Origin of the sequence: Campylobacter porcelli, assembly GCF_002139855.1 — a bacterium.
Classification (GTDB): domain Bacteria; phylum Campylobacterota; class Campylobacteria; order Campylobacterales; family Campylobacteraceae; genus Campylobacter; species Campylobacter porcelli.
The window spans coordinates 70,721-94,256 of sequence record NZ_CP018789.1 but is presented as its reverse complement, the minus strand read 5'-3'; the positions used below and the strand labels follow the sequence as shown (position 1 = coordinate 94,256).

20 protein-coding genes and 1 pseudogene are annotated in these 23,536 nt (G+C 34.4%); 2 read left to right on the top strand and 19 right to left on the bottom strand.

What is annotated here, in order from left to right:
* Position 1: 1 nt before the first annotated feature.
* From CSUIS_RS08685 to CSUIS_RS00355, 19 genes and pseudogenes are all read right to left on the bottom strand, one after another.
* Positions 2-652: pseudogene (locus CSUIS_RS08685) on the bottom strand (methyl-accepting chemotaxis protein); the annotation flags it as partial.
* A gap of 590 nt (positions 653-1,242) precedes the next feature.
* Positions 1,243-1,758: a PAS domain-containing protein gene (locus CSUIS_RS00440; RefSeq protein ID WP_192940192.1), complete on the bottom strand. Its 516-nt coding sequence runs from the start codon at positions 1,756-1,758 to the stop codon at positions 1,243-1,245.
* Positions 1,759-1,808: 50 nt separating this feature from the next.
* The gene (locus CSUIS_RS00435) at positions 1,809-3,011 is read right to left on the bottom strand and encodes a type II secretion system F family protein (protein ID WP_086296688.1); all 1,203 of its coding nucleotides are present in this window, start codon (positions 3,009-3,011) and stop codon (positions 1,809-1,811) included.
* Positions 3,008-4,534 carry a GspE/PulE family protein gene (locus tag CSUIS_RS00430; RefSeq protein WP_086296687.1) on the bottom strand — a complete coding sequence of 509 codons (1,527 nt, stop codon included), beginning with the start codon at positions 4,532-4,534 and terminating at the stop codon, positions 3,008-3,010. Before CSUIS_RS00430 ends, CSUIS_RS00435 begins: the two co-directional genes overlap by 4 nt.
* Positions 4,531-5,985 carry a pilus (MSHA type) biogenesis protein MshL gene (gene mshL, locus CSUIS_RS00425; RefSeq protein WP_236860785.1) on the bottom strand — a complete coding sequence of 485 codons (1,455 nt, stop codon included), beginning with the start codon at positions 5,983-5,985 and terminating at the stop codon, positions 4,531-4,533. The genes CSUIS_RS00430 and mshL overlap by 4 nt, the downstream gene beginning before the upstream one ends.
* Positions 5,972-6,343: a hypothetical protein gene (locus CSUIS_RS00420; RefSeq protein WP_086293774.1), complete on the bottom strand. Its 372-nt coding sequence runs from the start codon at positions 6,341-6,343 to the stop codon at positions 5,972-5,974. The genes mshL and CSUIS_RS00420 overlap by 14 nt, the downstream gene beginning before the upstream one ends.
* A complete protein-coding gene (locus CSUIS_RS00415) occupies positions 6,340-6,906 on the bottom strand; it encodes a hypothetical protein (RefSeq protein ID WP_086237142.1) in 567 nt (188 codons plus the stop codon). Before CSUIS_RS00415 ends, CSUIS_RS00420 begins: the two co-directional genes overlap by 4 nt.
* Positions 6,896-8,314: a hypothetical protein gene (locus tag CSUIS_RS00410; protein WP_086296686.1), complete on the bottom strand. Its 1,419-nt coding sequence runs from the start codon at positions 8,312-8,314 to the stop codon at positions 6,896-6,898. The genes CSUIS_RS00415 and CSUIS_RS00410 overlap by 11 nt, the downstream gene beginning before the upstream one ends.
* Positions 8,315-8,383: 69 nt before the next feature.
* Complete coding sequence (locus CSUIS_RS00405) at positions 8,384-8,947, bottom strand: bacteriohemerythrin (protein WP_086237144.1); 564 nt, start codon at positions 8,945-8,947, stop codon at positions 8,384-8,386.
* Between the two features lie 99 nt (positions 8,948-9,046).
* Complete coding sequence (locus CSUIS_RS00400; RefSeq protein ID WP_086237145.1) at positions 9,047-9,430, bottom strand: hypothetical protein; 384 nt, start codon at positions 9,428-9,430, stop codon at positions 9,047-9,049.
* Complete coding sequence (locus CSUIS_RS00395) at positions 9,427-10,422, bottom strand: iron-sulfur cluster assembly scaffold protein (protein WP_086237146.1); 996 nt, start codon at positions 10,420-10,422, stop codon at positions 9,427-9,429. Before CSUIS_RS00395 ends, CSUIS_RS00400 begins: the two co-directional genes overlap by 4 nt.
* A 9-nt stretch (positions 10,423-10,431) precedes the next feature.
* The gene (locus CSUIS_RS00390; RefSeq protein WP_086296685.1) at positions 10,432-11,622 is read right to left on the bottom strand and encodes a NifS family cysteine desulfurase; all 1,191 of its coding nucleotides are present in this window, start codon (positions 11,620-11,622) and stop codon (positions 10,432-10,434) included.
* A gap of 767 nt (positions 11,623-12,389) precedes the next feature.
* A complete protein-coding gene (locus CSUIS_RS00385; protein ID WP_086296684.1) occupies positions 12,390-13,967 on the bottom strand; it encodes a flagellin B in 1,578 nt (525 codons plus the stop codon).
* A gap of 1,276 nt (positions 13,968-15,243) precedes the next feature.
* Positions 15,244-16,935, bottom strand: a complete 1,692-nt coding sequence (locus CSUIS_RS00380) for an ATP-binding protein (protein WP_086296683.1) — start codon at positions 16,933-16,935, stop codon at positions 15,244-15,246.
* Positions 16,936-16,937: 2 nt separating this feature from the next.
* A complete protein-coding gene (locus CSUIS_RS00375; protein ID WP_086296682.1) occupies positions 16,938-17,609 on the bottom strand; it encodes a response regulator transcription factor in 672 nt (223 codons plus the stop codon).
* Between the two features lie 35 nt (positions 17,610-17,644).
* Positions 17,645-18,400, bottom strand: coding sequence for a phosphate ABC transporter ATP-binding protein PstB (gene pstB / locus CSUIS_RS00370; protein WP_086296681.1), 756 nt, complete (start codon positions 18,398-18,400; stop codon positions 17,645-17,647).
* Positions 18,400-19,221, bottom strand: coding sequence for a phosphate ABC transporter permease PstA (pstA, locus tag CSUIS_RS00365; protein ID WP_086296680.1), 822 nt, complete (start codon positions 19,219-19,221; stop codon positions 18,400-18,402). The genes pstB and pstA overlap by 1 nt, the downstream gene beginning before the upstream one ends.
* Positions 19,218-20,063: a phosphate ABC transporter permease subunit PstC gene (gene pstC / locus CSUIS_RS00360; protein ID WP_192940191.1), complete on the bottom strand. Its 846-nt coding sequence runs from the start codon at positions 20,061-20,063 to the stop codon at positions 19,218-19,220. The genes pstA and pstC overlap by 4 nt, the downstream gene beginning before the upstream one ends.
* 1 nt (position 20,064) lies before the next feature.
* Positions 20,065-20,895: a substrate-binding domain-containing protein gene (locus CSUIS_RS00355; RefSeq protein WP_086296679.1), complete on the bottom strand. Its 831-nt coding sequence runs from the start codon at positions 20,893-20,895 to the stop codon at positions 20,065-20,067.
* A 160-nt stretch (positions 20,896-21,055) separates the two neighbouring features.
* On the opposite strand from CSUIS_RS00355, the gene CSUIS_RS00350 reads away from it, so the two are divergent.
* On the top strand, positions 21,056-22,366 hold the full coding sequence (locus CSUIS_RS00350) for an MFS transporter (RefSeq protein WP_086296678.1): 1,311 nt from the start codon (positions 21,056-21,058) through the stop codon (positions 22,364-22,366).
* On the top strand, positions 22,350-23,534 hold the full coding sequence (locus CSUIS_RS00345; protein ID WP_086296677.1) for a molybdopterin molybdotransferase MoeA: 1,185 nt from the start codon (positions 22,350-22,352) through the stop codon (positions 23,532-23,534). Before CSUIS_RS00350 ends, CSUIS_RS00345 begins: the two co-directional genes overlap by 17 nt.
* The last annotated feature ends 2 nt before the right edge of the window (positions 23,535-23,536 follow it).

Genomic DNA, 23,536 nt, shown 5'->3' with positions numbered 1-23,536 from the left:
TTTATTTTTTGTTTGATATTATATCATCAATATTTTTAAAGACTAAACTACTATTTTGCTCAATGGTATTAAATTTACGCACAAGCCCATCTATATCTTTCTTGTTTGTATCCTTTAAAATATCTGCTATAGTATGTAAGGCTTCTTTGATTTTACTAGCTTGAGATGGATTAAATTTAGCAAAATTATTATCGCAATCACGCAATAATCCATCTATATGTGCTTCTTGCTCTGGGGTAAAGCTTAGGCCATTTAAGGCATTATTATAAGCATTTGTCTTAGCTAGGATTAGATCAATTTTAGTTAAAATTCCTATTGTTTTATTTTGAGTTAGCTCTGAAATTTTAGCAGTTTGATCTGCATCGGTGCTGAAATTTTCAAGTGTATCTTTTAGCTTACTTGTGTTATCAATAGCCGTTTGTGCTACTTTATTTATCATATCAGTTGAACGATTTAGCTCATCAGCGTCTTGGCTTAGCATTGTTACGGTGCTTTCTATATCAGCAGTAGCTTTAGCGGTATTTTCAGCTAGTTTTCTGACCTCATCAGCCACCACGGCAAATCCCCTACCATGCTCTCCAGCACGAGCAGCTTCAATAGCCGCATTTAGGGCTAGTAGATTTGTTTGATCAGCTATATCTTTGATTAAATTTACCATACTGCTAATGTCGGTTGCTCTTTGATATATGCTTTGCGTGGTTTGGTTGCTATTTGAGGTGATGACGCTAAAATTTGAGCTTAGCTCTTCTACATTGCTTATGCTTTGACTAGCAATATCTGCTGTGTGCTTGCTAGAATCTACCACCTTTGATAGGTCACTTACGCTATCTATTAGATCTCTTTGAACTGCATCAATCCCATCTGTACCGTTGCCTAACTCTGTAAATTTCTGGCTTAAAATCCCTCTAATCTTGCCTTTTTGCCCTTCTAAAACACCAGTTACACCTTCGCTTAAAGACTCGGCATTATTTCTAAAAATTCCCTTAAATCCTTGCGTATAGATATTTCTATAATCATCTCCATTTCGTGCTGCTATAATGCTACTTTGCGTCTCTCTTTGTAAGGCTTCAACTTGGTCAAGCAAGTCATTAATACAATTTGCTATAGTAACTAACTTAGAATCATTATCAATATTTGTAACTCTAGCTTCTAATTTTCCTTTTGAGGCTCCGCACGCAACTGCCACAATCTCATTATAAACAATATCATCAAATTTACTTTTTTTACTAAATATACCCATAATTATCCTCTTTGTAATTCATTAATAAAGCGATCGTAAGTTGTATTGTGCGTAGCTAACAAATCAGCTATATACCTTTGGCTAGATTCCATACCCCCCCCCATTTTCTCTAACTCTAGCATTTTTTGATATATTGGTATTATCTTCTCTACGGCTTTTGGGTTAGCCTTGCGACGCACTGAGTAGTAGCCAATTATATTACCATTTTCATCTAAAGAGCTTGTTACATTAGCAAAAACCCAGTAATATCCACCATCAAATGTAGCATTCTTAACAAAAGCGAAAATCTCCTCTTTTTTCTTTATTCTCTCCCAAAGCAGCTTAAATACATACTTTGGCATATCTAGATGGCGAACTACATTGTGGTTTTTGCCTATTAGATCTGAATTTTTAGCATTGACAATATCTAAAAAATATCTATTAGCATAAGTAATGCGACCTTTTAGATCAGTTTTGGTAGTGATAAAGGCTTCATCGCCTATCTCTTTTTGATGATTGTATAGCATATTGCTACTCATTTAACCTCCTAAGTTTTTTCGGATTATACCTAATAATATATTAAAACAATCTAATATACCAAAGCCCTATTAGATAGCTCCCAAAGCGGCATAAATATCCCAAGTCCTAGTAGTAAAACCGCCATTGATACCACCACAAGCAAGATCGGCTCTAAATATGCACTAAGATTATCAATAAGCCAGTCATACTTTTGCTTATAATAGCTTGAGATATAGCCAAACATCTCATCTATAGCACCGCTTTTTTCTCCTGCTTTTATCATCTCTATGGCGATATTTTCGTATAAAGATGTGTTTTTAAAAGATGAGCTTAATGGATTGCCATGACAAATATCTTTAATGGCTTGGTTAAATTTAGCCTTAATATATCTATTTTCTATTACACCATTTGCAACTTCTAAGGCTCTTTCTATTGGCATTGCGGCGTTAATAAGCTTAGATAAAATCAGATTAAATTTAGCCAAAGAACTATGTAAAATCACACTTTTAATCAATGGAATTTTAAGTATAAAAGCATCAAATTTAACTCTAAATTTATGGCTAAATTTATAAAAATAGCCCCACAAAAAAATAGAGAAAATAAGCCCTAAAATAAGCCAAAATCCATAATTTTTTATCACAAATTCCACCCACAAAATCGCTCTAGTAGCCATAGGAAGCTCCCCGCCCAAAGAGTCAAAAACGCCTTGAAATGATGGTATAACCATAGCAATTAAGATATTAAAAGCGATAATTAAACTAAATAGAGCAATGGCAGGGTATCTAATGGCTTTTTTGAATTTAGCTCTATTTACAGCGATCTCTTGTAGCATTGAACTAAGAATAGCTAGGGAATTTGAGAGTTTGCCGCTATTTTGCCCTAAAGAAAACATAGCTAAGCTAATCAAACCAAGATCGCTTTTATGCTCCTTTAATGCTTGCTCTAGGCTCATTCCAGCATTTAAATCAGCACAAATATCCCTTAAAATACCCCTAAGCCTAGCATTATCGCACCCCTTTGCTACGCTATTAAAAGCATCAAGCACACTCACCCCAGCTTCTAAAAGCGTGCTAAGCTCTTTAATATAAATAGCTAAAATTCTCTCATCAACTTGCCTAAATCTTAAATTTAATCTAAATTCCGCACTCTCTTTAATAGCTACAATCGTCCCATCTTTAGATAAAATATCCTTAGCATTTTGTAAATTTGCAGCCCTTATAGTGCGAGTTTGAGCGCAATTATTTATGATAACCTTAGCTATAAATTTTTTCATCTAATTAAGCTTAAGAGCTCTTCTAGGCTAGTTACGCCACTTTCTACTAGCTTAAAGCCACTATCAGACATAGGGACAAAGCCCTCTTTTATGGCCTCATCTAAAATCACGCTACTTGGCGTGGCTTTGGCTATTAAAGAGGCTAAATTTGGAGTGATTTGTAAAATTTCGCTAATTATCACTCTTCCACTATATCCAGTTCCCACACAATGAGCGCAACCACGAGCCTTATAGCGATTATTTTCAACCCTTTCTTTACAATGTTGGCAAAGTTTTCTAGCTAATCGTTGAGCCATTATGGCCACCACCGCACCGCTAATCAAATAACGCTCAAGCCCCATATCTATCATTCTATCTATAGCACTTATAGCGTTATTTGTATGTAAGGTTGATAAAACCAAATGCCCTGTAAGTGCTGCTCCTATAGCGGTGCGAAGGCTTTGATGATCTCTAATCTCTCCTATCATTATTATATCTGGATCTTGGCGGAGTGCTGCTCTAAGCGCAGTTTCAAAGCTAACACCAGCCCTATCGCCTACTGCAACTTGCTGTAAATAGCCCATCTGATACTCTATGGGCTCTTCTATTGTGATTATCTTTTTGGTTTTGCCTTTTAGCTCATTTAATGCTGAATATATAGTAGTTGTCTTGCCACTTCCTGTAGGGCCAGTAACTAATATCATTCCATAGCTTTTGGATATTGATTTTTTGAGTAAATTTAAATTTATCTCATTTAAACCCAAATTTTGTAAATCTACAATCATCTTATGAGTATCAAGTATCCTAAGCACCACACTTTGACCGCCTATAACTGGCAAAACAGAGATCCTAAAATCAATATCTCGATCATCTATACTATAGGTAAATCTGCCATCTTGGGGCTTTTTATGCTCGGCGATATCTAAATTCGCTAGTAGTTTTATCCTGCCAATTAAGGTATTATATATATCACCATCAAACTCAAATAACTCGCACAAAACACCATCAATTCGAACTCTAACGATAGCCCCACTCCCGCTTGGCTCGATATGAATATCGCTTGAGCCTAGCTCTATAGCGCTTATTAAAATTCTATCAATTAGCTTTAAAACCGCACTATCATCGCTTGAGTCTTTGGAGTTTATCTGGGCTCTAACTTGTAAGATTATGCTATTTAAACCATAATATAAAGCTATCTTGGCTAATTTCTTATCTAGCTTAGATGGTGGGGCGATTAGTAGCTTTATGATTTTATCTTTGTAGATATTTCTAAGCTTTGAGATTATAGCTATATCAAATGGGTTTTTTGTAGCTATATGGACGCAGTTTAGCTCAAATTTAATAGGCAAAATCTCAAATTTAATAATCATATCAAGTGGCAAACTATCAGCCAAAGAGTAATCTACAAGCTCCATATCAGCCACTTCATAGCCAAATTTACTGCTTAAAATTTCACAAAATTCATCTTGGCTAATGCCTAAATCTTTGGCCGCTTGGCTAGGTGTGATGGCGCTATTTTGTAGATTAGATATAATCTCATTCATAAAGCTTCATATCCTAAATCTTTTAATGGTAGTGGGTCATTGATTATAGTTGGGGTGATGATGAATATTAGCTCATTTTTCTTATCTATTTGCGTATCGCTTTTAAATAAATATCCAAGCAAGGGGATATCGCCTAAAAGCGGCACCTTATTTATCTCATTGCTTAGAGTTTTAGCGATTAATCCGCCTAAGATTATGCTATCGCCACTGGCTACTTCAACCACGGTAGAGAGCTTCTTTTGCATTGTATCAGGGGCAATTACTCTAGGCAAGGTCTGCTTAATATCATCAGCTGAGTATTTAAAACTGCTTAAGCTAGGATTTATCCTTAACATTATTCGATCATTATCGCTAATTTCAGGGAGTAAATTTAGCAAAATTCCTATAAAAACAGAGTGCTGTTTATAAGTCGTTTTGGTGATTTGGCTAGTTTCGTTATTGGTTATATCTTCAGCGATTCTATAATTTATATTATCGCCTACAGAGATTAGGGCTTGTTGGTTATTCATAGTCATAATTTTCGGACTTGAGACTATGTGGGTTTTGCCATTGCTATTTAAGAAATTTAGCACTCCATCTAGGCTTAAGCGCAAATTCCCGCCAATTATAAATCCACCAGATATACCCCTTAGGCTCTGGGCGGGATTTTGCGTAGTGCCTTTATGAAAGCTTAATCTAGATGGAGTTCCATCATCTAAATAGCTACTAAATCCAAGCTCAAATTTACTCCAATCAACCCCCTTTGTATAGCTATTATCTAGCTCTACAGATATGATCTTAACATCGATTAAGACCTGTCTTTTCAATCTTAATGAGAGTAGGTCTAGATACTCTTTGGCTCTTTTGAGCTGATTAGCAGTGCCGGTGATATGGATTAATCCGGCGGCTCTGTTTATGATAGGAGTTGTGGCTATATATGGATCGTTGTGGCTATTTAAGATGGATTTAAGCTGGGTGGCTAAATCTTGCCAAAAGTCAAATTTCTCTGTAGTTTTAATGATATTTTCTTGACTATTTTCATCGTAATTTTGACTACTACTGTTTTGAGAGTTAATCTCAATAGGAGCAGAATCTACTGAGGCTTTGGTGATGGCTTGACCATATCTTGATGAGATTATATAATCCATTTTAAAAGTTTTGGTCTGGATAAATGAGAAATTTAAAATATTATCTTTAAATTCATAGCTAAGAGCGTTGGAATTAGCTATTATCTTTATAATCTCATCAAGGCTAAGGCGTGAAATGCTAATCATTGTTGTAGGGGTTTTTAATATTTTTGTGGTATTTGCGTCGCTTAAAACAATGCTAAATTTACAAATATCAGCCAATTGGGTTAAAATCTCATATGAGGTTATAGATGGCTTTAGGCTCATATCAAGCCTCTTATCCCTACATTCATTGGCATTTAAATTTATAGCTAAGATAATTAAAATTATATTAATATACTTCAACGCTACTGCTACTTTCAAGGATTTTTAAATCCATCTGTCTATTATCATAAATCACAGAGGCGGTTGAGTTTTTAATCTCTATTATATATAAATTTTCATACTCCTTGCCTGCTTCATACCATTTGGAGTTGATTTTGGCTCGATTTTGGATTATGGCTTCTAAATTTAATGGGGTTAAATCTGGCTTTGAATGGCTAATTTTCTCTATAAAAAATGGGGATTTAACCTGGTTTATATCTACCAAATTCGCCCGTGAGTTAAGCTTATTATATAAATCTAGTATATATTTATACTTGCTATTAAGATCTTGAGCCTCAGCCGCAGCTAAAAACAGCCAAATCATAAATATAACTCTCATCTTATTCCCCAAGACAGCACACGAATTTCGCTATTATACGGCTCAAATCTCGCCTCGCTAATTTCTAATAAAGCCCCCTCAAGCTCATCTATAAATCTCAAGGTTAAATCAAAAGTAGAGTTAAATGATATATTATAATCATAGCTTATATTTGAGCCTATTTGATTTGGTGAAATTTTAGATATTTTAAGGCTATTTTCTAAGGCTTTTGAGCTTATAAAGGCTAGAATTTCACTACTTGAGCTAAATTTAGATAATTGCGTTGATAGCGATTTTGCGTGGGCTTGGATAAACTCATTTTCGAATTTTAATCTCTCTAGCTCTTGCTTTTTATCTTTAAGTTTTTGACTTGCTACCTCTATGCGATTTTGAATTTCAGTAGGTGAGTTTATCTTCAAATATCCACTAAGACCATTCTCATATCTCATCAAAGCCTTAAGATATAGCCTTTCAAAATAGTCCCAACTAAGATAAAATAGATAAAATACAATCAAAAATCCACCCAAAAATATCATATATTGCTCTTTTTTAGTGCGTTCTTCTAATAGGCTTTTAAATTCCATTATCTAAACCTATTGTGATATTTGATTCAAAATAATTTTTATTATTAATTATCTGACCTACCCTAGCTATGCTAAATTTATTTATAAAATTATTTATATTTTGAGTATTTTGAGCGACTACTGCGATGGTTATCACTCCATTATTTAGCCTTATACTCCTAGCCCTAAGTAGCTCATTATCCATTGATTTTACAATCTTTGATAGTGTTATAGCTAAATTTGGATTATTTATTTTAGCTGCTATATTGTCTATTTTATTTAAATTTAGATTTATATTATCTTTTATATTTTGCTCTTCTTTAGATATATTATCTAGATTTTGATTTATAGATAGCAAAATACCTTTTAAACTATCTACGCTAGAGCTTTCAATGCTTAGATTATGCTTAATCTCTTTGCTTTTTATATCTAAATTATGAGCTAAAACCAGCATATAAATTGGATATGTCATACCCAAAATAGCACCTAAAATAAGAGCTATAAAAAGCCTTCCATCTGCCCTTTTATATAGTGGCTCAACCCTATCAAATATATTAAATTCTAACTTAATTTTATTGCTAATTAGCTCCTTAGCATATATAGCAATCATCAGATTAATCACTGATTTGCTATTAAATTTACTCAAAAAATCAAACCCATTTACACTTTTCATAAGGTGATTTGATAAGGCTATATTAAATCCTTTCAAATCCCCTATAAAAGAGCTAAGAAATATCCTATCAGCAATGATTTTATCGATATTAGCAATGCTTTGCATAGTCTCTATAGTAGCCTTTATAAGATCGCTAAATTTATCAATATTTTTATCTATTATCTCGCCATTACACTCAATCCCATTTGCCTTAGATATAGACCAGATGGTATCATAAATAATATTATGATGAAAAATATACTCCCCAGCCTTATAAAAGCTCATATAGCTCTCATTTTCATCAAAAAATATATAGCAATCCACCCCATTTTTATCCATCAATCCACTACTATAAAATCCACTCATTAGTAACGCAGAAGGTATGACAATATCTATATTTTGCAAAGTTTTTTGCATAGCTCTAAGCCCATCTAAGGCTATTTGCATATCAATTACATATATAGTATAACTTCCATCTTTGTTTATAAAATAGTTGATTTTATACTCTTTTGATGGATTTAAGAGCAGCTCTTCGTAAGCATAAGATATGATTTGATTGTGTAAATTCTCTTTTTTATCACTTTTAAATCTTAAACTTGTAAGAGATTTAGTCTTAATATAAGTAGCACTAAAATCGCTATTATAAACCCTCTTTTTCTTTTTTGGTATAAATTTACTTGAGTAGTTATAAATTATATTTTTATATAAATCAGTAGTCGTTATAATATGGTTTTTTCGCTTAAATCTATAAAATGGATTAAATTTAATATTTATCATCTATCAACTACATTAATAATAAATTTAATATCCATTTATATACCTTTTACTATTAATTATGGATTTTACCTATGAAAGCTTAATCTTAATCACAACCTTACAAGTCATACAAGAGAATTTTTTACCAGCTAGTATTTTTTCATGTATGTGGCTAGGGACAAGATGAATTTTGTGTTCGCATCCGCATGTATATCTATATTGCTGTGGTTTTTCTTCTACTAGCTCTTCTTCTGTTTGGTGTAGCTGTGCTTGACGCCACTTCTCTATTTTAGCATCCTCTTTTAAGATATGCTCAACTAGCCACTTTTCAGCTATTAATAGTAAATTTTCCTTTAGGTCATTTACATTTTTAGCTGTTTTGATAAGACCTGCCATACTAGCGATAATATCTTTGTGTATCATAGTATGCTCTTGGAGTTTTGGATAACCTATTAGCTCCATATACTCTTGCTCATCCTTAAAATGCTCTTTCATATACTCAAAGAATTCAGCCACGATACCACGAATTTCTTCACGAGATACATTCTTATTAGCATAAATAAAAGACTTCTTGGCTAAATCAAATAGCTTTTGGTGCTGCAAATCTATATCTGAATTGCCAATACTATACTTATCGTCCCAGCTAGGTACCATTTCAAACTCTCTATGAAAAATTCTCTTGGATTTATTATACTAAATTTTTGCTATATTTAGCTGAAAAATTTTTAAATAGAATAAAAGTATAAATAAATTTTATAAATTAATCACTATATTACCTAATTTTATATCTTTAGTATTAAAAGAGACTTCAAATTCGGTTGTAAAATCAACAATCCTAGCAAGCGGATAGCTACTAAATTTATTCGCTACAAATCCATTTCTAAGAGTTAAAATCCTACTACTTAGCAGCTCTTCATCGATTATTTTAGCGTTGATAATGCCAAAATTTAGACTATCAACGCTATAGTTAAATCCATCGCTATCACTTATCTCATCGCACTCGAGCCTTAAATTTAGATACTCAAACTCACCCAAACGCCCAAAGCCATTCTCTAATGAGCTTAAATTCTCATAATCTAAAATCTTAGCCAAATCTCCGATATAGTATCTATCAGCGATGAATTTAGCGCTTATCATACTGGTATTACTCTGATATTTGGACTTAAACTCTCTTGTAGTATATTTTCTATAGCATATAAAGTTCCAGTAGCACCACTAGCACAGCCACTACAAGCCCCTAAATATCTAATGTAAATATCAATCCTACCGCCTTCTGATTTAATATCCAAAATCTCCATATTCCCGCCATCCATCTCAAGCATAGGTCTGACATGCTCATCTATGATAGCCTCAACAGCCCTTAACTGCTTAACCACAGTTAGCTCCTCAAAGCTTAGATCGCTATCAATTCCGCTACTGCTAATCTTCGCATCTGCGATGGCTTTTAGCTTCTCAGCCTCCATCTCTGATCTAACTTCTGCTAAAATATCAACTAGATAATACTCTCTTTTCTCATGTCCGCCTGGCTTTATACAGCTTTTACAAAACGCCCCCGCCTTGGTATATTGAGTGATCTCTTCAACCGTTGTTAAATCATTTAATCTTATAACCTCTTTAATAGTCCCAAGGCTCACTCTAGCACACTCGCACACTATAATCTCATCTTCAAAATGCTCTGGATCTACCCCTTTATAGCTAGCGGCCGCTGCTTTAATCACATCATAAGCCATAACAGAGCAGTGCATTTTTTGCGGTGGGACAGCTGGAGTATCTGGATCATCACGCATAGCCTTTTCTACATCTAAATTTGTGATTTTGACTGCTTGATCTACCGTTTTGCCTTTACAAAGCTCAGCCATATAATCACTACTAGCTATAGCCGTTCCACAGCCAAAACTCTTAAATTTAGCATCTTTAATCACATCAGTAGCCTCATCGACTGCCCAGTACAGCCTTACTGCATCGCCACAACTCTCTGCCCCATGGTCTGCAATGATTAATTTACACCCCATAGCCTTGGCTTGTTCTTCTGTTATCTCTCCCATATTTTTAGGAGCGTTCATCGCATTTTGCACTTTTTGAGAATACTCTTCCCATATATTTCCACTTATTAAATTTCCCTTTGCCATACTCTCTCCTTATAATCCTGATTTATGCCACTGCGGTGCGTAAGCGTAGCTACTTGATATGCTTCTTAGTCTATTTACAGCGTGTTTAATCTTTTCAATCACATAATCAATCTCTTCTTCAGTATTAAACCTAGATAGAGATAGCCTAAGTGCCGTGTGAGCTAGCTCACTATCAGCACCGATTGCTTCCATTATAGGATTGCTCTCTAGATCTTCACTAGCACAGGCTGAGCCGGTACTAGCTGCTATACCAGCTTGATTAAGATCCCATAGTATAGCCTCGCCCTCAACTCCTTTAATACTAGCTAAAATGGTATTTGGCACACGATTAGCTCTATTGCCTACTACTGTTACATCTGGCAAGGATAAAAGCGCATCTTCAAGCTTATCTCTTAATCTACCCACATGGCTTTGCTCATAGGATAAAAATTTATTTGCATTCTCCATAGCTTGACCCATCGCCACAATACCAGCAACATTTAAAGTCCCACTTCTGCGTCCGCCCATATGCTCTCCGCCATGAAGTAAGCTAGTAAGCGGTATTGAGTCTTTGATATATAACGCACCAACCCCTTTTGGAGCGTGGAATTTATGCCCTGAAAAGCTTAGAAAATCCACATTTGCATCTTTGACATCTACTGGGATTTTCCCTACTGCTTGGACTGCATCAGTATGAAATAGTGCTCCAAATTCATGTGCTATACTGGCTAATTCTTTAATAGGAAATATCATACCAGTTTCATTATTAGCCCACATTACACTCACAAGTGCTACATCATCACTCATAACATCACGCAAATTTTGTGGAGTTATAACCCCTTGATCATTTACATCAATTCTAGTTATCTCCACACCAAGGGACTCTAAAAACGCACAGGTAGCGCCAATAGCTGGGTGCTCTACTGTGGTAGTAACGATACGCTTTTTCTCCCCTTTTAATATCTTATCAAAGTATATCCCCTTTAACACCCAGTTATTACTCTCAGTAGCACACCCCGTGATGATGATATCATCCTTATCAGACGCATTGATACCAGCGTATAGCTGATCTAAGGCTCTACGCAATGCTGGGTGAGTCTGGCTACCATAATCGTGAAGGGAGTTTGGGTTGCCAAATTTCTCTCCAAGAAATGGAAGCATCAACTCTAAAGCCTCAGGATCAATCATCGTAGTTGCATTATTATCTAAATAAACTTTCAAAAACTATCCTTTCCTTATCTCCTAAATAATTAGGATAAACTTTATCTTTTTAATTTTAGAATGATATACTATTTTACATAAATTTAGCATAAAAATTAAGTAAATATTTTATAAATTTGAATTATATTAAAAAATTAATCTAATAAAAATATATTTTTTATCAATATTATGGTTGTTTTATATTATTTTTACTTCGCAGCTGAGCTAAGCCCAGCTTTGCGACAGGGAGTTGTACTCCCTTGACCCACCTAAAGTCCCCACGAGTGGGGTACCCCATTTATGGGGACTTTAGTGTTTGCTACTTTAGGCGTGGCTTTGCTACGCCGTTAAAAGTAGGTAAAAATAGTTTCCCCTGTCCCTTAAAGAAAAAAAATTAAAACTTTGCTAACAAAGAAATTCTTTTTATTTTTAAGTGGGAAGGGGAACGCTTTTTGGCAGTTGAGTGGTGCAATAGTCAAACGATACTAACTATCGTTTGACGGCACTACGAAACATAAAAGCGAAGCTACCTTGCCCTTCCCCCTTAACAACCCCTAACCCCTTGTAAAAGCCTTCTAATGTTGCTGAGCTACGCTCAGGTTTAATATGGCTTTTTATAAAATAAAAATGCCAAACTGGGAAGGGGTTGGGATTTTTAAGGGATAGGGGAAACTGTTTTGGCTTTCAAATTATAGTTTCCCCTGTCCCTTAAAGAAAAGAATTTAAAAAAATTTGTCGCAAAGATTAGCTTTGCTCTAGCGAAGTAAAAAATCTAAAATATATTAAATTTATTGTAACAATCTTAATATATTTTGTTGAACTGCATTAGCTTGGCTCATAGCATAGCTACCACTTTGAGCTAGGATATTGAATTTAGAGAAATTCGCACTTTCACTAGCAAAATCCACATCTCTTATCTGGCTTTCAGCGGATTTGACATTGACTTGAGTAACTGTGATATTATTAATAGTAGCTACTAATTGGTTTTGGACTGAGCCTAGATCTGCTCTTAGTTTATCTAGTGTTTTTCTAGCACTCTCAGCTACATCTACCATAGCTTGAGCTCCACCATAGGTATTTACGCCACCAGCTTGATCGCCCCAGCCGCCACCAGCATTAGAGGCTCCACCATCGAAGTAGCCCATTGCTTTGGCTAAAGCCGCACTAATCGTGCCTGAATTCATATATTTTAAATTTACACTAGCTTGATTATAAGCGTCTGAAGCTATAGAAGCCGCACTTATCATAGCCGCACCGCCAGTAAAATTTGAAATTTGCGATAATCCATCGATACCTATTTTAATATCTCTAGCATCTTGACGAATAAATGTCATTTGACCTAAGAATACAGCACCGCCACCATCAGTAAAATTTGATGCTCCTGTAACTTGTCCGCCCATAAATTTAGCTGACTCAGAAAACGCTCCAATCCTAATAGCTCTACCATCTTTAGCAGCTAATACTAATTTGCCGTTTTGAACGCTTGCCTCTACTCCAGTTTCATCTTTTTTAGCATTGATGGCTCCGATTAGAGCATTATCAGCGTCATTAGCTTGAACTTTAATATTTCCAATTGTTACGCCGTTGATTGTTAAATTTTTAATGTCTCCAGCAGATATTCCATCGCTAAAAATTTGTGTATTATTTACATTTACTTTTACACCGGTTTTATCGCTTACGCCATTCATCATTTCGGCAATTGCTTTAAATCCATCTGTTTGCATTGTACCTGAAGCTATTTTTTGAAATGTGTAGCCACTAGGATAGCCATCAATACCGCTGAGTTTTATAGTAAATCCACTTATTTGAGAAAAATTAGAATGCACGACATTGCTTACAGTCTCAAACCTAGTATGCCCTATAGTATTTGAATTTGTAGCCCCTATACTTACCTTAGCAGTCTCATTGCTATAAGCACCTATTTGGAAGTTTTTGTTTGAGAAGTTACCATTTAATAGTTGTTGTCCATTAAAGCTTGTAGTAGTAGCTATCATATCAAGCTCTTCAAGTAGTCTTGATATATCGTTTTGTAAAGCTCTTCTTGAATCACTATTTTGTCCATCTTGAGCTGCTTGGATAGCTTTAGTTTTAATAGTATCAAGTATTTTAATCTGCTCATCCATAGCCTTATCAGCTGTTTGGACTATACCTATAGCGTCATTACCATTAGATATAGCCTGACCTAGAGAATTTGCTTGAGATTTTAAGCTATCAGCTATAACAAGCCCTGAGGCATCATCAGCTGCTGTTTGTATCCTAAGACCAGAGCTAAGGCGACCTAGTGAGCTACTAAGAGCTCTATCATTTACTACTGAGTTAGCATGAGCATTCATAGCTGCTATGTTGGTGTTTATTCTAAAACTCATATTATATCCTTTTAAAAGAAATTTGCCTTAAGCTTAATCCTTTGCTTAGGCTTATTTGATTATATCGCAAGGTAGATTAAATTGTTTATATGGGGGGGGGGGAATTTAACACTTTTTTTAAAAAAAGTGCAAATTTAATATAAATTTTTCAAATTTTCATTAAATTTGGCTTAAATTTAATAAATTACTCTAGATATTAACCAGATGAAAATTTAAGAAAATTTATAAATTTAGGCTGTGAGATAAATTTGTAATGGTTTTATAATTAAATTTGGGAAGATGGTTTTTATTTTTTACATTTTCAAATTTTATAATAAGAATTTTGTATTTAATATAATAAAGAAATTATTTTTCTTTTTAAGGGTAACCCTACGGAGTAGGGACTTTAGTATTTGCTACTTTAGCACGGACTTGTTCGTGCGTTAAAAGTAGGTAAAAAATAGGATAGGGGAAACTGTTTTGGCTTTCAAATTTTAGTTTCCCCTATCCCTTAAAAAAAGAAATTAAAAAATTTGGAATTTTAAATATTTTTTGATTTTTATGTTAAGCGAAGTAATCTATATTATTTTATTTTTAAGGGGGAAAGGGGACGCTTTTTGGCAGATGAGTGGTGCAATAGTCAAACGATACTAACTATCGTTTGGCGGCACTACGAAACATAAAAGCGAAGCTACCTTACCCTTCCCCCTTAACTTACACTCCAAATTTTCGCCAAAAACTCCTTCGAGTTTTTTGTTGCGAAAATTTTGTAAAAGCCTTTCAATGGGTGGCTTACGCCACGGTTTTGATAAAACAAATTTGAACCAAATAGGGTAACCCACTTGTGGGGAGTTTGGGTGGGTTAAGGGTTATACTCCAAATTTTCGCCGTAAAATAACCATTTAGGTTGTTTTACGGCGAAAATTTTATAAAATAAAAATGCCAAACTGGGAAGGGGTTGGGATCTTAAGGGATAGGGGAAACTATCTCTATGTTCTTTTAACGCACGAATAAATCCGTGCTAAAGAACCAAACACTAAAGTCCCCATAAATGGGGTACCCCGCTTGCGGGGACTTTAGGGGTTTTGAAAGGGCGTAGCCCTTCATCGCAAAGGTCGGCTTTGCTGACCTGCGAAGTTAAAAATAGTTTCCCCTGTCCCTTAAAGTAAAAAAAAGAAAACTTTGGTCGCAAAGCTGGGTTTAGCTCTAGCGAAGTAGAAACAAATTTAAATAAATATTACTTGAGTTTTTACAAAATCTTAATAATAAATAGCTCTTATTTTGGCGGTAAATTCATCTATATCTTGTCAAATGTGATGATAAATTCGCTACCAATATCTTTTTGGCTATTTAGCTTTAATTTAGCGTGATGAATGGCTAGAATGGATTTGACTATAGATAGCCCAAGTCCAGTGCCACCAACTTTTTTACTATAGCTTTTATCAGCACAATAAAATCTCTCAAATATATGGTCTTGATCAGCTTTATCAATTCCTATGCCACTATCTTTAATGCTAAGCTCTACGCAATCTTGCAAATTTCTTATCTTGATTTTGACATAGCCGCCTGGATTGTTGTATTTAATAGCATTATCACAAAGGTTATAAATAGCGTATTCTAAAAGCTCTTTTGAGCCGTGTATATAGCCCTCTTCAAGCTCAAATTCAAACTCTATATCATATTTTTTAGCTATATTTTTTAGGTTAGAATAGATTTTTAATACCATATTTTTCAGCTCAATTTTAGCAAATGGGATATTTTTAGTGCTGGATTCATCTAAAAATGATAGCTTTAAAATATCTTCAATTAACCCTAGAAGTCGCTTTGATTCATCATAAATAGTATCGATGAAATGGGGCAAATCATCGCTTTTTACAAGATTATTTTTAATCATCTCAGCATTTCCCATTATAGAAGTTAGTGGAGTTTTTAGCTCGTGTGTTACATTGGCACTAAATTCTTTACTTAAATTTTGATTTCTTTTAAATTCCGTAATATCGCATATAACTATAATTAGCCCTTTGAATTTGCCTTTTTGCGAAAAAATAGGGGATAATACCACCTCACACTCCACCAAAGTCTCTTGCATAAATACGATTTGCTCTCTTATCTCGCTAGTTATTTTGCCATCTTTAAAATCCCTTAGATTATGTAATAAAAGCTTTAAAAATAGGTCATTTTGAATTTCAGATATACTAGTGTGTTTGGCTAAATTTACAAAATATTTTTGAGCGCTTGGATTTATGCTTAGGATCTCTCCAGATCTATTGATGATGATAAGTCCATCTTTCATTCCTTTAGTTAAGGATTGTAACTCTTGTCTTTTTTGCTTTAAATTTTTAAATTGGCTTTTGATGATTTTGTTTTGCTTTTTGAGAGTTTCAATTAAAATTTTAAGCTCTGGATATGGCAAATCCTCATCTAAATTTTTTAAATCTATATTGTAAATTGGGCGTAAAATTATATGCGTAAGGTATTTAGCTAATAAAAATGAGAATATCAAAACCGCTATAATCTCTCCTAAAATATAAGGGATAAAGCTCATAAAAATAGCATATAAATACTCTTGCTCTTTAGCGATCCTTAGGATAAACTCGCCCTTATTAGTGGGGATTTTTACTGCGTAATATAGATGGCGTTTTAATAGGGTATTTGAGTAGCGAATGCTTTTAGATTCTCCATTTTTCATTGCGTTTTTGATCTCTATGCGGTCGCTGTGGATTGGTAAATTATCGCTTAAATTATCATAGATTACTCTACCTTTTTCATCAATTAAGCTAATGCGATAATCTTGGTATTTTAAATTTACATAATAGCTATTTTGGATTGATGAAATTACCTCATCTTTAATCCCATTTGCATAGCTTTTAAGTCTGCTAAAAAGCTCATCTTTAAGCACAGATTCTATAGAAAATATCAAAAATAAATTTATAAATATAGCTAAGCCTAGCATAGAAAAAATAATGAAATAAAATACTCTTTTTTGCATGCTTAATCTCTTATTAGCTTATAGCCAACTCCGTGAATTGTCCTAATAATATCAGCCATATTGCCAAGCTTTTTTCTTAGAGTTTTAATATGCATATCGATTGTTCTGCTCTCTTTATCATAGCTATATCCCCAAATCATCTCTAAAAGCATATCACGGCTAAAAACCTGGTTTGGATTTTGTAATAAAAATCCAAGCAATTCAAATTCCTTTAATGTTAGCTCTAAGGGCTTACCATCAATCTTAACAATATGATTTTTATATGAAAACTCTAATCCATCAAAGCTTATATCGCTATTTTGCTCTTTTATAGCTTTGCGTCTAAAAATCACTCTAATACGAGCCAAAAACTCCATCACCCCAAAGGGCTTTGCGATATAATCATCAGCACCTAAATCTAGCCCTTTTACCTTATTTATCTCACTATCAAGTGCTGTAAGCATCAAAACGCAAATATCTTTATATTTAACACTGCTTTTTATATCTTTTAAAATTTCAAATCCATCAGCATCTGGGAGCATTACATCAAGGACTAAAATTTGAGGGATTTCATCCCTTAATGCCTTATAAAAATCCTTAGCTTGGCTAAAACCTTTTACTGGGATATTTTGGGATTTTAAAGCGTAGCAAATCAGATCTAAAATCGCTTTTTCATCTTCTAGCACATATACCACTTAAATTCCTTTAAATTTGGCAAATTATAGCAAACTTACCCAAATTTACCCATCACATAATCTTGTGTTTTTTTGTTTTTTGGCTTATTAAATATCTTTTTAGTATCATCATACTCTATCACCTCACCCATCAAGAAAAATGCCGTTTTATCCGAAATTCTATGGGCTTGTTGCATATTGTGAGTAACAATTATAATTGTATAATCTTTTTTAAGTTTTAATATTAACTCTTCAATCTTAGCTGTAGATATAGGATCAAGCGCGCTTGTAGGCTCATCCATCAAGATAACTTCTGGATCTACTGCTAGGGTTCTAGCTATACATAATCTTTGCTGTTGTCCGCCACTAAGCCCAAGGGCTAAGCTGTGTAATCTATCTTTTAAATCTTCCCATAAAGCAGCGTCTTTTAAGCTCTTTTCTACTATGCTATCTAAAGTATCTTTATCTTTTATCCCGTGAGTTTTAGGGCCAAAGGTGATATTATCATATATGCTCATAGCAAATGGATTTGGCTTTTGAAATACCATACCTACTCGCTTTCTAAGCAAATTTATATCATAATCCTTGCTATAAATATCCCTATCGTGAAACAATATTTCTCCATCAATCTTACATCCATCTACTAAATCATTCATACGATTTAGAGTTTTGATAAATGTGGATTTACCGCACCCACTTGGCCCTATAAATGCCGTAACTTCGCCTTTGGTAATCTCCATATTTATATTTTTTAAAGCGTGAAATGTCCCATAGTGTAAATTTAATTTTTTTATATCAAAGCACCTCTTCATCATCTATCCTTTAAAATTTTTTTGGCTATGAAATTTGAGATAAAATTCATAAAAAATACAATAACAATAAGCACCATCGCCGTGCTATAAGCTTCATTTATATGTAGTCCCTCGCTAGAGATCGCATACATATGCACACTTAAAGTTCTCCCTGAGTCCATCGCTCCAGCGATTTGAGCTACACTTCCAGAGGTATAAAGCAAGGCTGCACTCTCTCCAACTATCCTACCAATACTTAGGATAACACCGGCCAATATCCCTGCTGTAGCACTAGGCAAGATGATAGCAAATATAGTGCGAAGTTTGCTTGCTCCAAGAGCTAAAGAGGCCTCTTTATATCCTATTGGGACAGATTTTAAGGCTTCCTCGCTACTTCTTAAAATAAGCGGTAAAATCATAATACTAAGCGTTAAAACCCCAGCTATAAAGCTAGTCTTAAATCCAAAATATATAACAAAAGCAAGATAACCAAATAGCCCATATACAATGCTTGGAATTCCAACTAAAGTATCAGAAGTTACCCTTATGAGATTTAAAATTTTGCTATCTTTTTTGCTATATTCATTTAGATAAATTGCCCCAAATATCCCAAGTGGCATAGCAATAGCCAAAGAGAAAATAACCATATTTATGGTATTTATAAGGGCTGGCATCAATGATACATTAGTGCTATTATACTCCCATTCAAATAGGCTTGGGCTAATATAGATAATTCCTTTAATAAATATAAAAAGAGTAATCCCAAAAAATACAAATAATACGCTAAAAATAGAAAATTTCAGCAAAAATGACAAGAATATTGATAGATAGTCCCTACTCACTTTTTATCCCCTTTTAATGCACTAAAGCTAATATTTATAATCAAAATAAATACAAAAAGCACAACCGCATTGGCTATTAGCACATCTTTATGTAAATTTGCCGCATAGCCCATCTCAAGCACGATATTTGTAGTTAGAGTTCTTACTCCATCGCTTAAAGAGTGTGGGATTTGGACTTGATTACCCGCTACCATAATGACTGCCATAGCCTCCCCAATAGCCCTACCAACGCCTAAGATCACAGAGGCTAAAATCCCGCTTTTAGCCGCAGGGACTATAGCGAAAAATACAGCTCTCTCAGGAGTAGCACCAAGGGCTAAAGCACCCTCATAATAGCTCTTAGGCAAGGTCTCAATAGCTGCTTTTGATACTAAGATGATTGTTGGTAAGACCATAATTGCTAAGATCAAAGAGGCCGCTAAAATACTCTTTCCAGATACACCGCCAAAGATATTAGCCACTAAAGGCACGACTATTACTAACCCAAAAAATCCATAAACAACAGATGGAATCGCCCCTAAAAGCTCAATAGCTGGCATAATAATCCCCTTTAATCTCTTAGGGCAAAAATATGCCAAATACACAGCACTTAAAACTCCAATTGGCACTCCTAAAGCTATGGCTAAAGCCGTTACATAGATACTTCCAATAATCATAGGAAATATACCAAAAATCTCTTCATCAGGATACCAATCCATACCAAAAATAAACTCCAAAAAGCCTATTTGTGATATAGTTGCAAAAGCGTTAAAAAACAAAAATATAGCTATCGCACCAACAGCAAAGATAGAAAATCCAGCACTAAGGGCAAAAAGCCCTTGAAAAATTCTCTCTTTTATCATACTACTTTACTCTATCCCAATCTGTAATCTCTCCTGTGAAAATCTTTTTGACGCTATCTTTGCTTAGAGACTCAATTGGGTTTGATTTATTTACTATTATAGCTAGTCCATCTAGTGCTAAAATTTTAGTTTTTAAGCCACTTTTTAGCTCACTATCTTTAAATTCCCTTGATACCATCGCAATATCAGCTATTTTCTCTATAGCAGAGTTAATACCTGTTGTAGAATCGCTTTGCTGAATTTCTATAGTTGCGTTTGGATTTACTAATTTATAGCTCTCTTTTAATTTTTCCATTAATGGCGTAATAGAGCTAGACCCAGCAACTACAACCTTACCACTAGGCTTTAATGAGCTAAATTCATTATCATATAGTGCGATATAACCAGCTTTTTGGATTATGCTTCTAGCTTGATTTGAGTCTATATAAGCTAAAAAGTCATTTACTAAGATATTATCGCTACTTATAGCTAGATTAAATGGGCGAAAAATAGAGTAAGATTTATTATTGATATTTTCTACACTTGGAGCAACTCCATCTATTTTTACAGCTTTTATAGAATCATTTAAAGAGCCAAGCGATATATAGCCAATTGCGTTTTTTGAGTTTGCAACTGTGGTTATCATAACTCCAGTTGAATTAGTTACTTCAGCTTTTTTAAAAGTAGCGTCAATTTTTTTATTGCCAACTTGCTTTTTAACATCAAATATATCCACAAACGCTCCCCTTGTCCCAGAGCCCATTTCACGAGATATTGGATAGATATTCTCAGCTAATAAATAGCTATTAAGACCAAATAGCACAAATAGTGCAACGAGATATTTTTTAAACATTTTAACTCCTTTAATTTTAAGTTGCGAAATTATAAATAATAGTTGTAAAGTCAAAATGTAAAAAATGTAAATTTATCGTAAAGTTTTTTACAAAATAAATTTAAAAGAGTTTAATATTAATTGTGATAAAATCGCTCTTTTTTAATTTTAAGGATTTTGGATGTTAAGATCGGTTTTGCCGCTTGGATTTATCGCAGCTTCTAGGTTTTTTGGGCTTTTTATTATTTTACCTGTTCTTAGCCTTTATGCGCTTGAGCTTGATGGGGCTAATGAGTTTTTAGCTGGGCTTACTATCGGTGCTTATGCTATTACTCAGATGATTTTTCAACTCCCTTTTGGTAGCTTAAGTGATAGATTTGGGCGTAAATTTATGATATTTATAGGATTGATAATATTCATAATTGGCTCACTAATTTGTGCTATTTCAACTGATATTTATACAATGCTATTTGGTAGATTGCTCCAAGGTTGCGGTGCTGTGGGTGCTGTAGCAACTGCTATGATAAGCGATCTAGTTAGCGAAGATAAACGCTCCAAAGCTATGGCTATGATGGGTGGGATGATTGGGATTGCTTTTGCTATTTCTATGATTCTTAGTCCGCTTTTAAGCCGTGAATTTGGGCTTTCTAGTCTATTTTATCTATCTATTATCGTAACTATTTTTTGTATATTTTTACTCTTTAGCGCTGTGCCAAAAGAGCCAAAAATTCATCATCACGACCCCAAAATTCCACTTACTAAACTACTTAAACAAAAAGATCTAGCCATAATGAATTTAACAAATCTAATGCAAAAAATGCTTATGAGCTGTGCCTTTGTAGCTATCCCTATTGTCTTAGTAAAATCACTAGGATATGATAGTAATAATCTATGGATTGTATATTTGATCTCTATGATTTTTGGATTTTTGGCTATGGGAATGGCAGGATTTTTAGGTGATGGCAAAGGGCATAGCAAGAAGCTTTTATTGATTGGTGTGGTGCTATTTATCATCTCATTTATAGGCTTTGGCGTGGCAAATTCAGCTGTGAGCTTCATCATATTTGTAGTTATATTTTTCATAGGATTTAATATCCATGAGCCAATTTTACAAAGCTGTGCTAGTAAATTCGCCAAATCCAACCAAAGAGGCTCGGCACTTGGTATATTCAACTCATTTGGCTATTTAGGTAGCTTTCTTGGTGGGGCAGTAGGCGGATATCTATTACATAGCTATAATATCACGGCTTTAGCTGTGGTTTTAGCTGTAGTCTTGGCTATTTGGCTTTTAATCTTATTTCAATTAAGCGACCCAAGAATATTTCAAATCATACGCCTTAAAAATGCCGATATATCAATATTAGATAGCGTTAATGGCATAGTAGATCGCTACAAACAAAATGGATATAGTATAGTGAAATTCAACTCTAATATAATAAGCCGTGATGAGGTTATCTCTATTTTAGGAGTGAGCAATGAAGAGCTACAATGAAAATCTCCAAAATTTACTCAATCTCGCCCCAAAATGGGACTTTATAGAGAGAGTTTCGCTTGATAGAGCGCTTGGGAGAATTTTAGCAGATGATATAGTAGCCAAAAGTCCATATCCGGCCTATCCAACTTCAAGTATGGACGGCTATGCCATTAAATTTACAAATCAAAATAACAAAATTAAAGTAATAAACATAGCCCCCGCCGGAAGTAGCGATGATATCGCCATATCTGAAAATGAGTGTGTCAAGACTCTTACAGGTGCCTTAGTCTGTAATGGTGCTGATACTATCGTGCCGATCGAAAATGTCAAATTAAGTGGTGAGTATATAGAGATTATCAAGCCTGTATCGCAAGGATTTGCTATTAGAGAAGTTGGAGAGAGCTATAAAGAATCAGAGCTACTACTAAGCTCTCGCACCAAACTTGGATATTGTGAGTTAGCACTTTTGGCTGAGCTAGGTCATAGCTATGTAAATGTCTTAGTCGCTCCTAGAGTGGCTATATTAAGCACTGGTAGCGAGATATTAGATATTGGTCAAAACAAAGAGCATAAAGCTCAAATATATAGCTCAAATAGCATATCAATCTCATCTTTAGTTAGAGATATGGGCTGTGAGCCAATCATTATGCCAATTATCAAAGATGATAAAGAAGCTATCAAAAACGCACTCTTTAATGCTTTAAATTCAGCTGATTTCATCATCACAACTGGCGGAGTTAGCGTTGGGGATTTTGATTTTATGAAAGAGATAGCAAGAGAGGCTAAAATCATAATCGATGGCGTAGCTATCAAGCCTGGTAGGCATATCAAAGTGGCTAAAATCAATGATAAATTTATATTTGCTCTGCCTGGATTTGCCTATTCAGCTATAGTAACTTGCGTCTTATTTTTCAAAGAGTTTATAGGGCAAATTTTTGGGGTTAATACAACGAATAAATTTAAAGCTATCTTAAAAGATGACTATATCAAAAGATCCCCATTTGAAGAGTTTAGCGCTGCTACCATCACCAACGAAAATGGCACCTTGTTAATCTCTACAAAATCTAAAAAAATAGGAAGTTCAGCCATCATAGGCAATCTTAGCAATGGTGCGGTATTAATGCGAGTGCCAAGCCATAAAGATGGGTTAAAAGCCTCTGAAGTGGTAGAGTATATAAAAATTTAGCC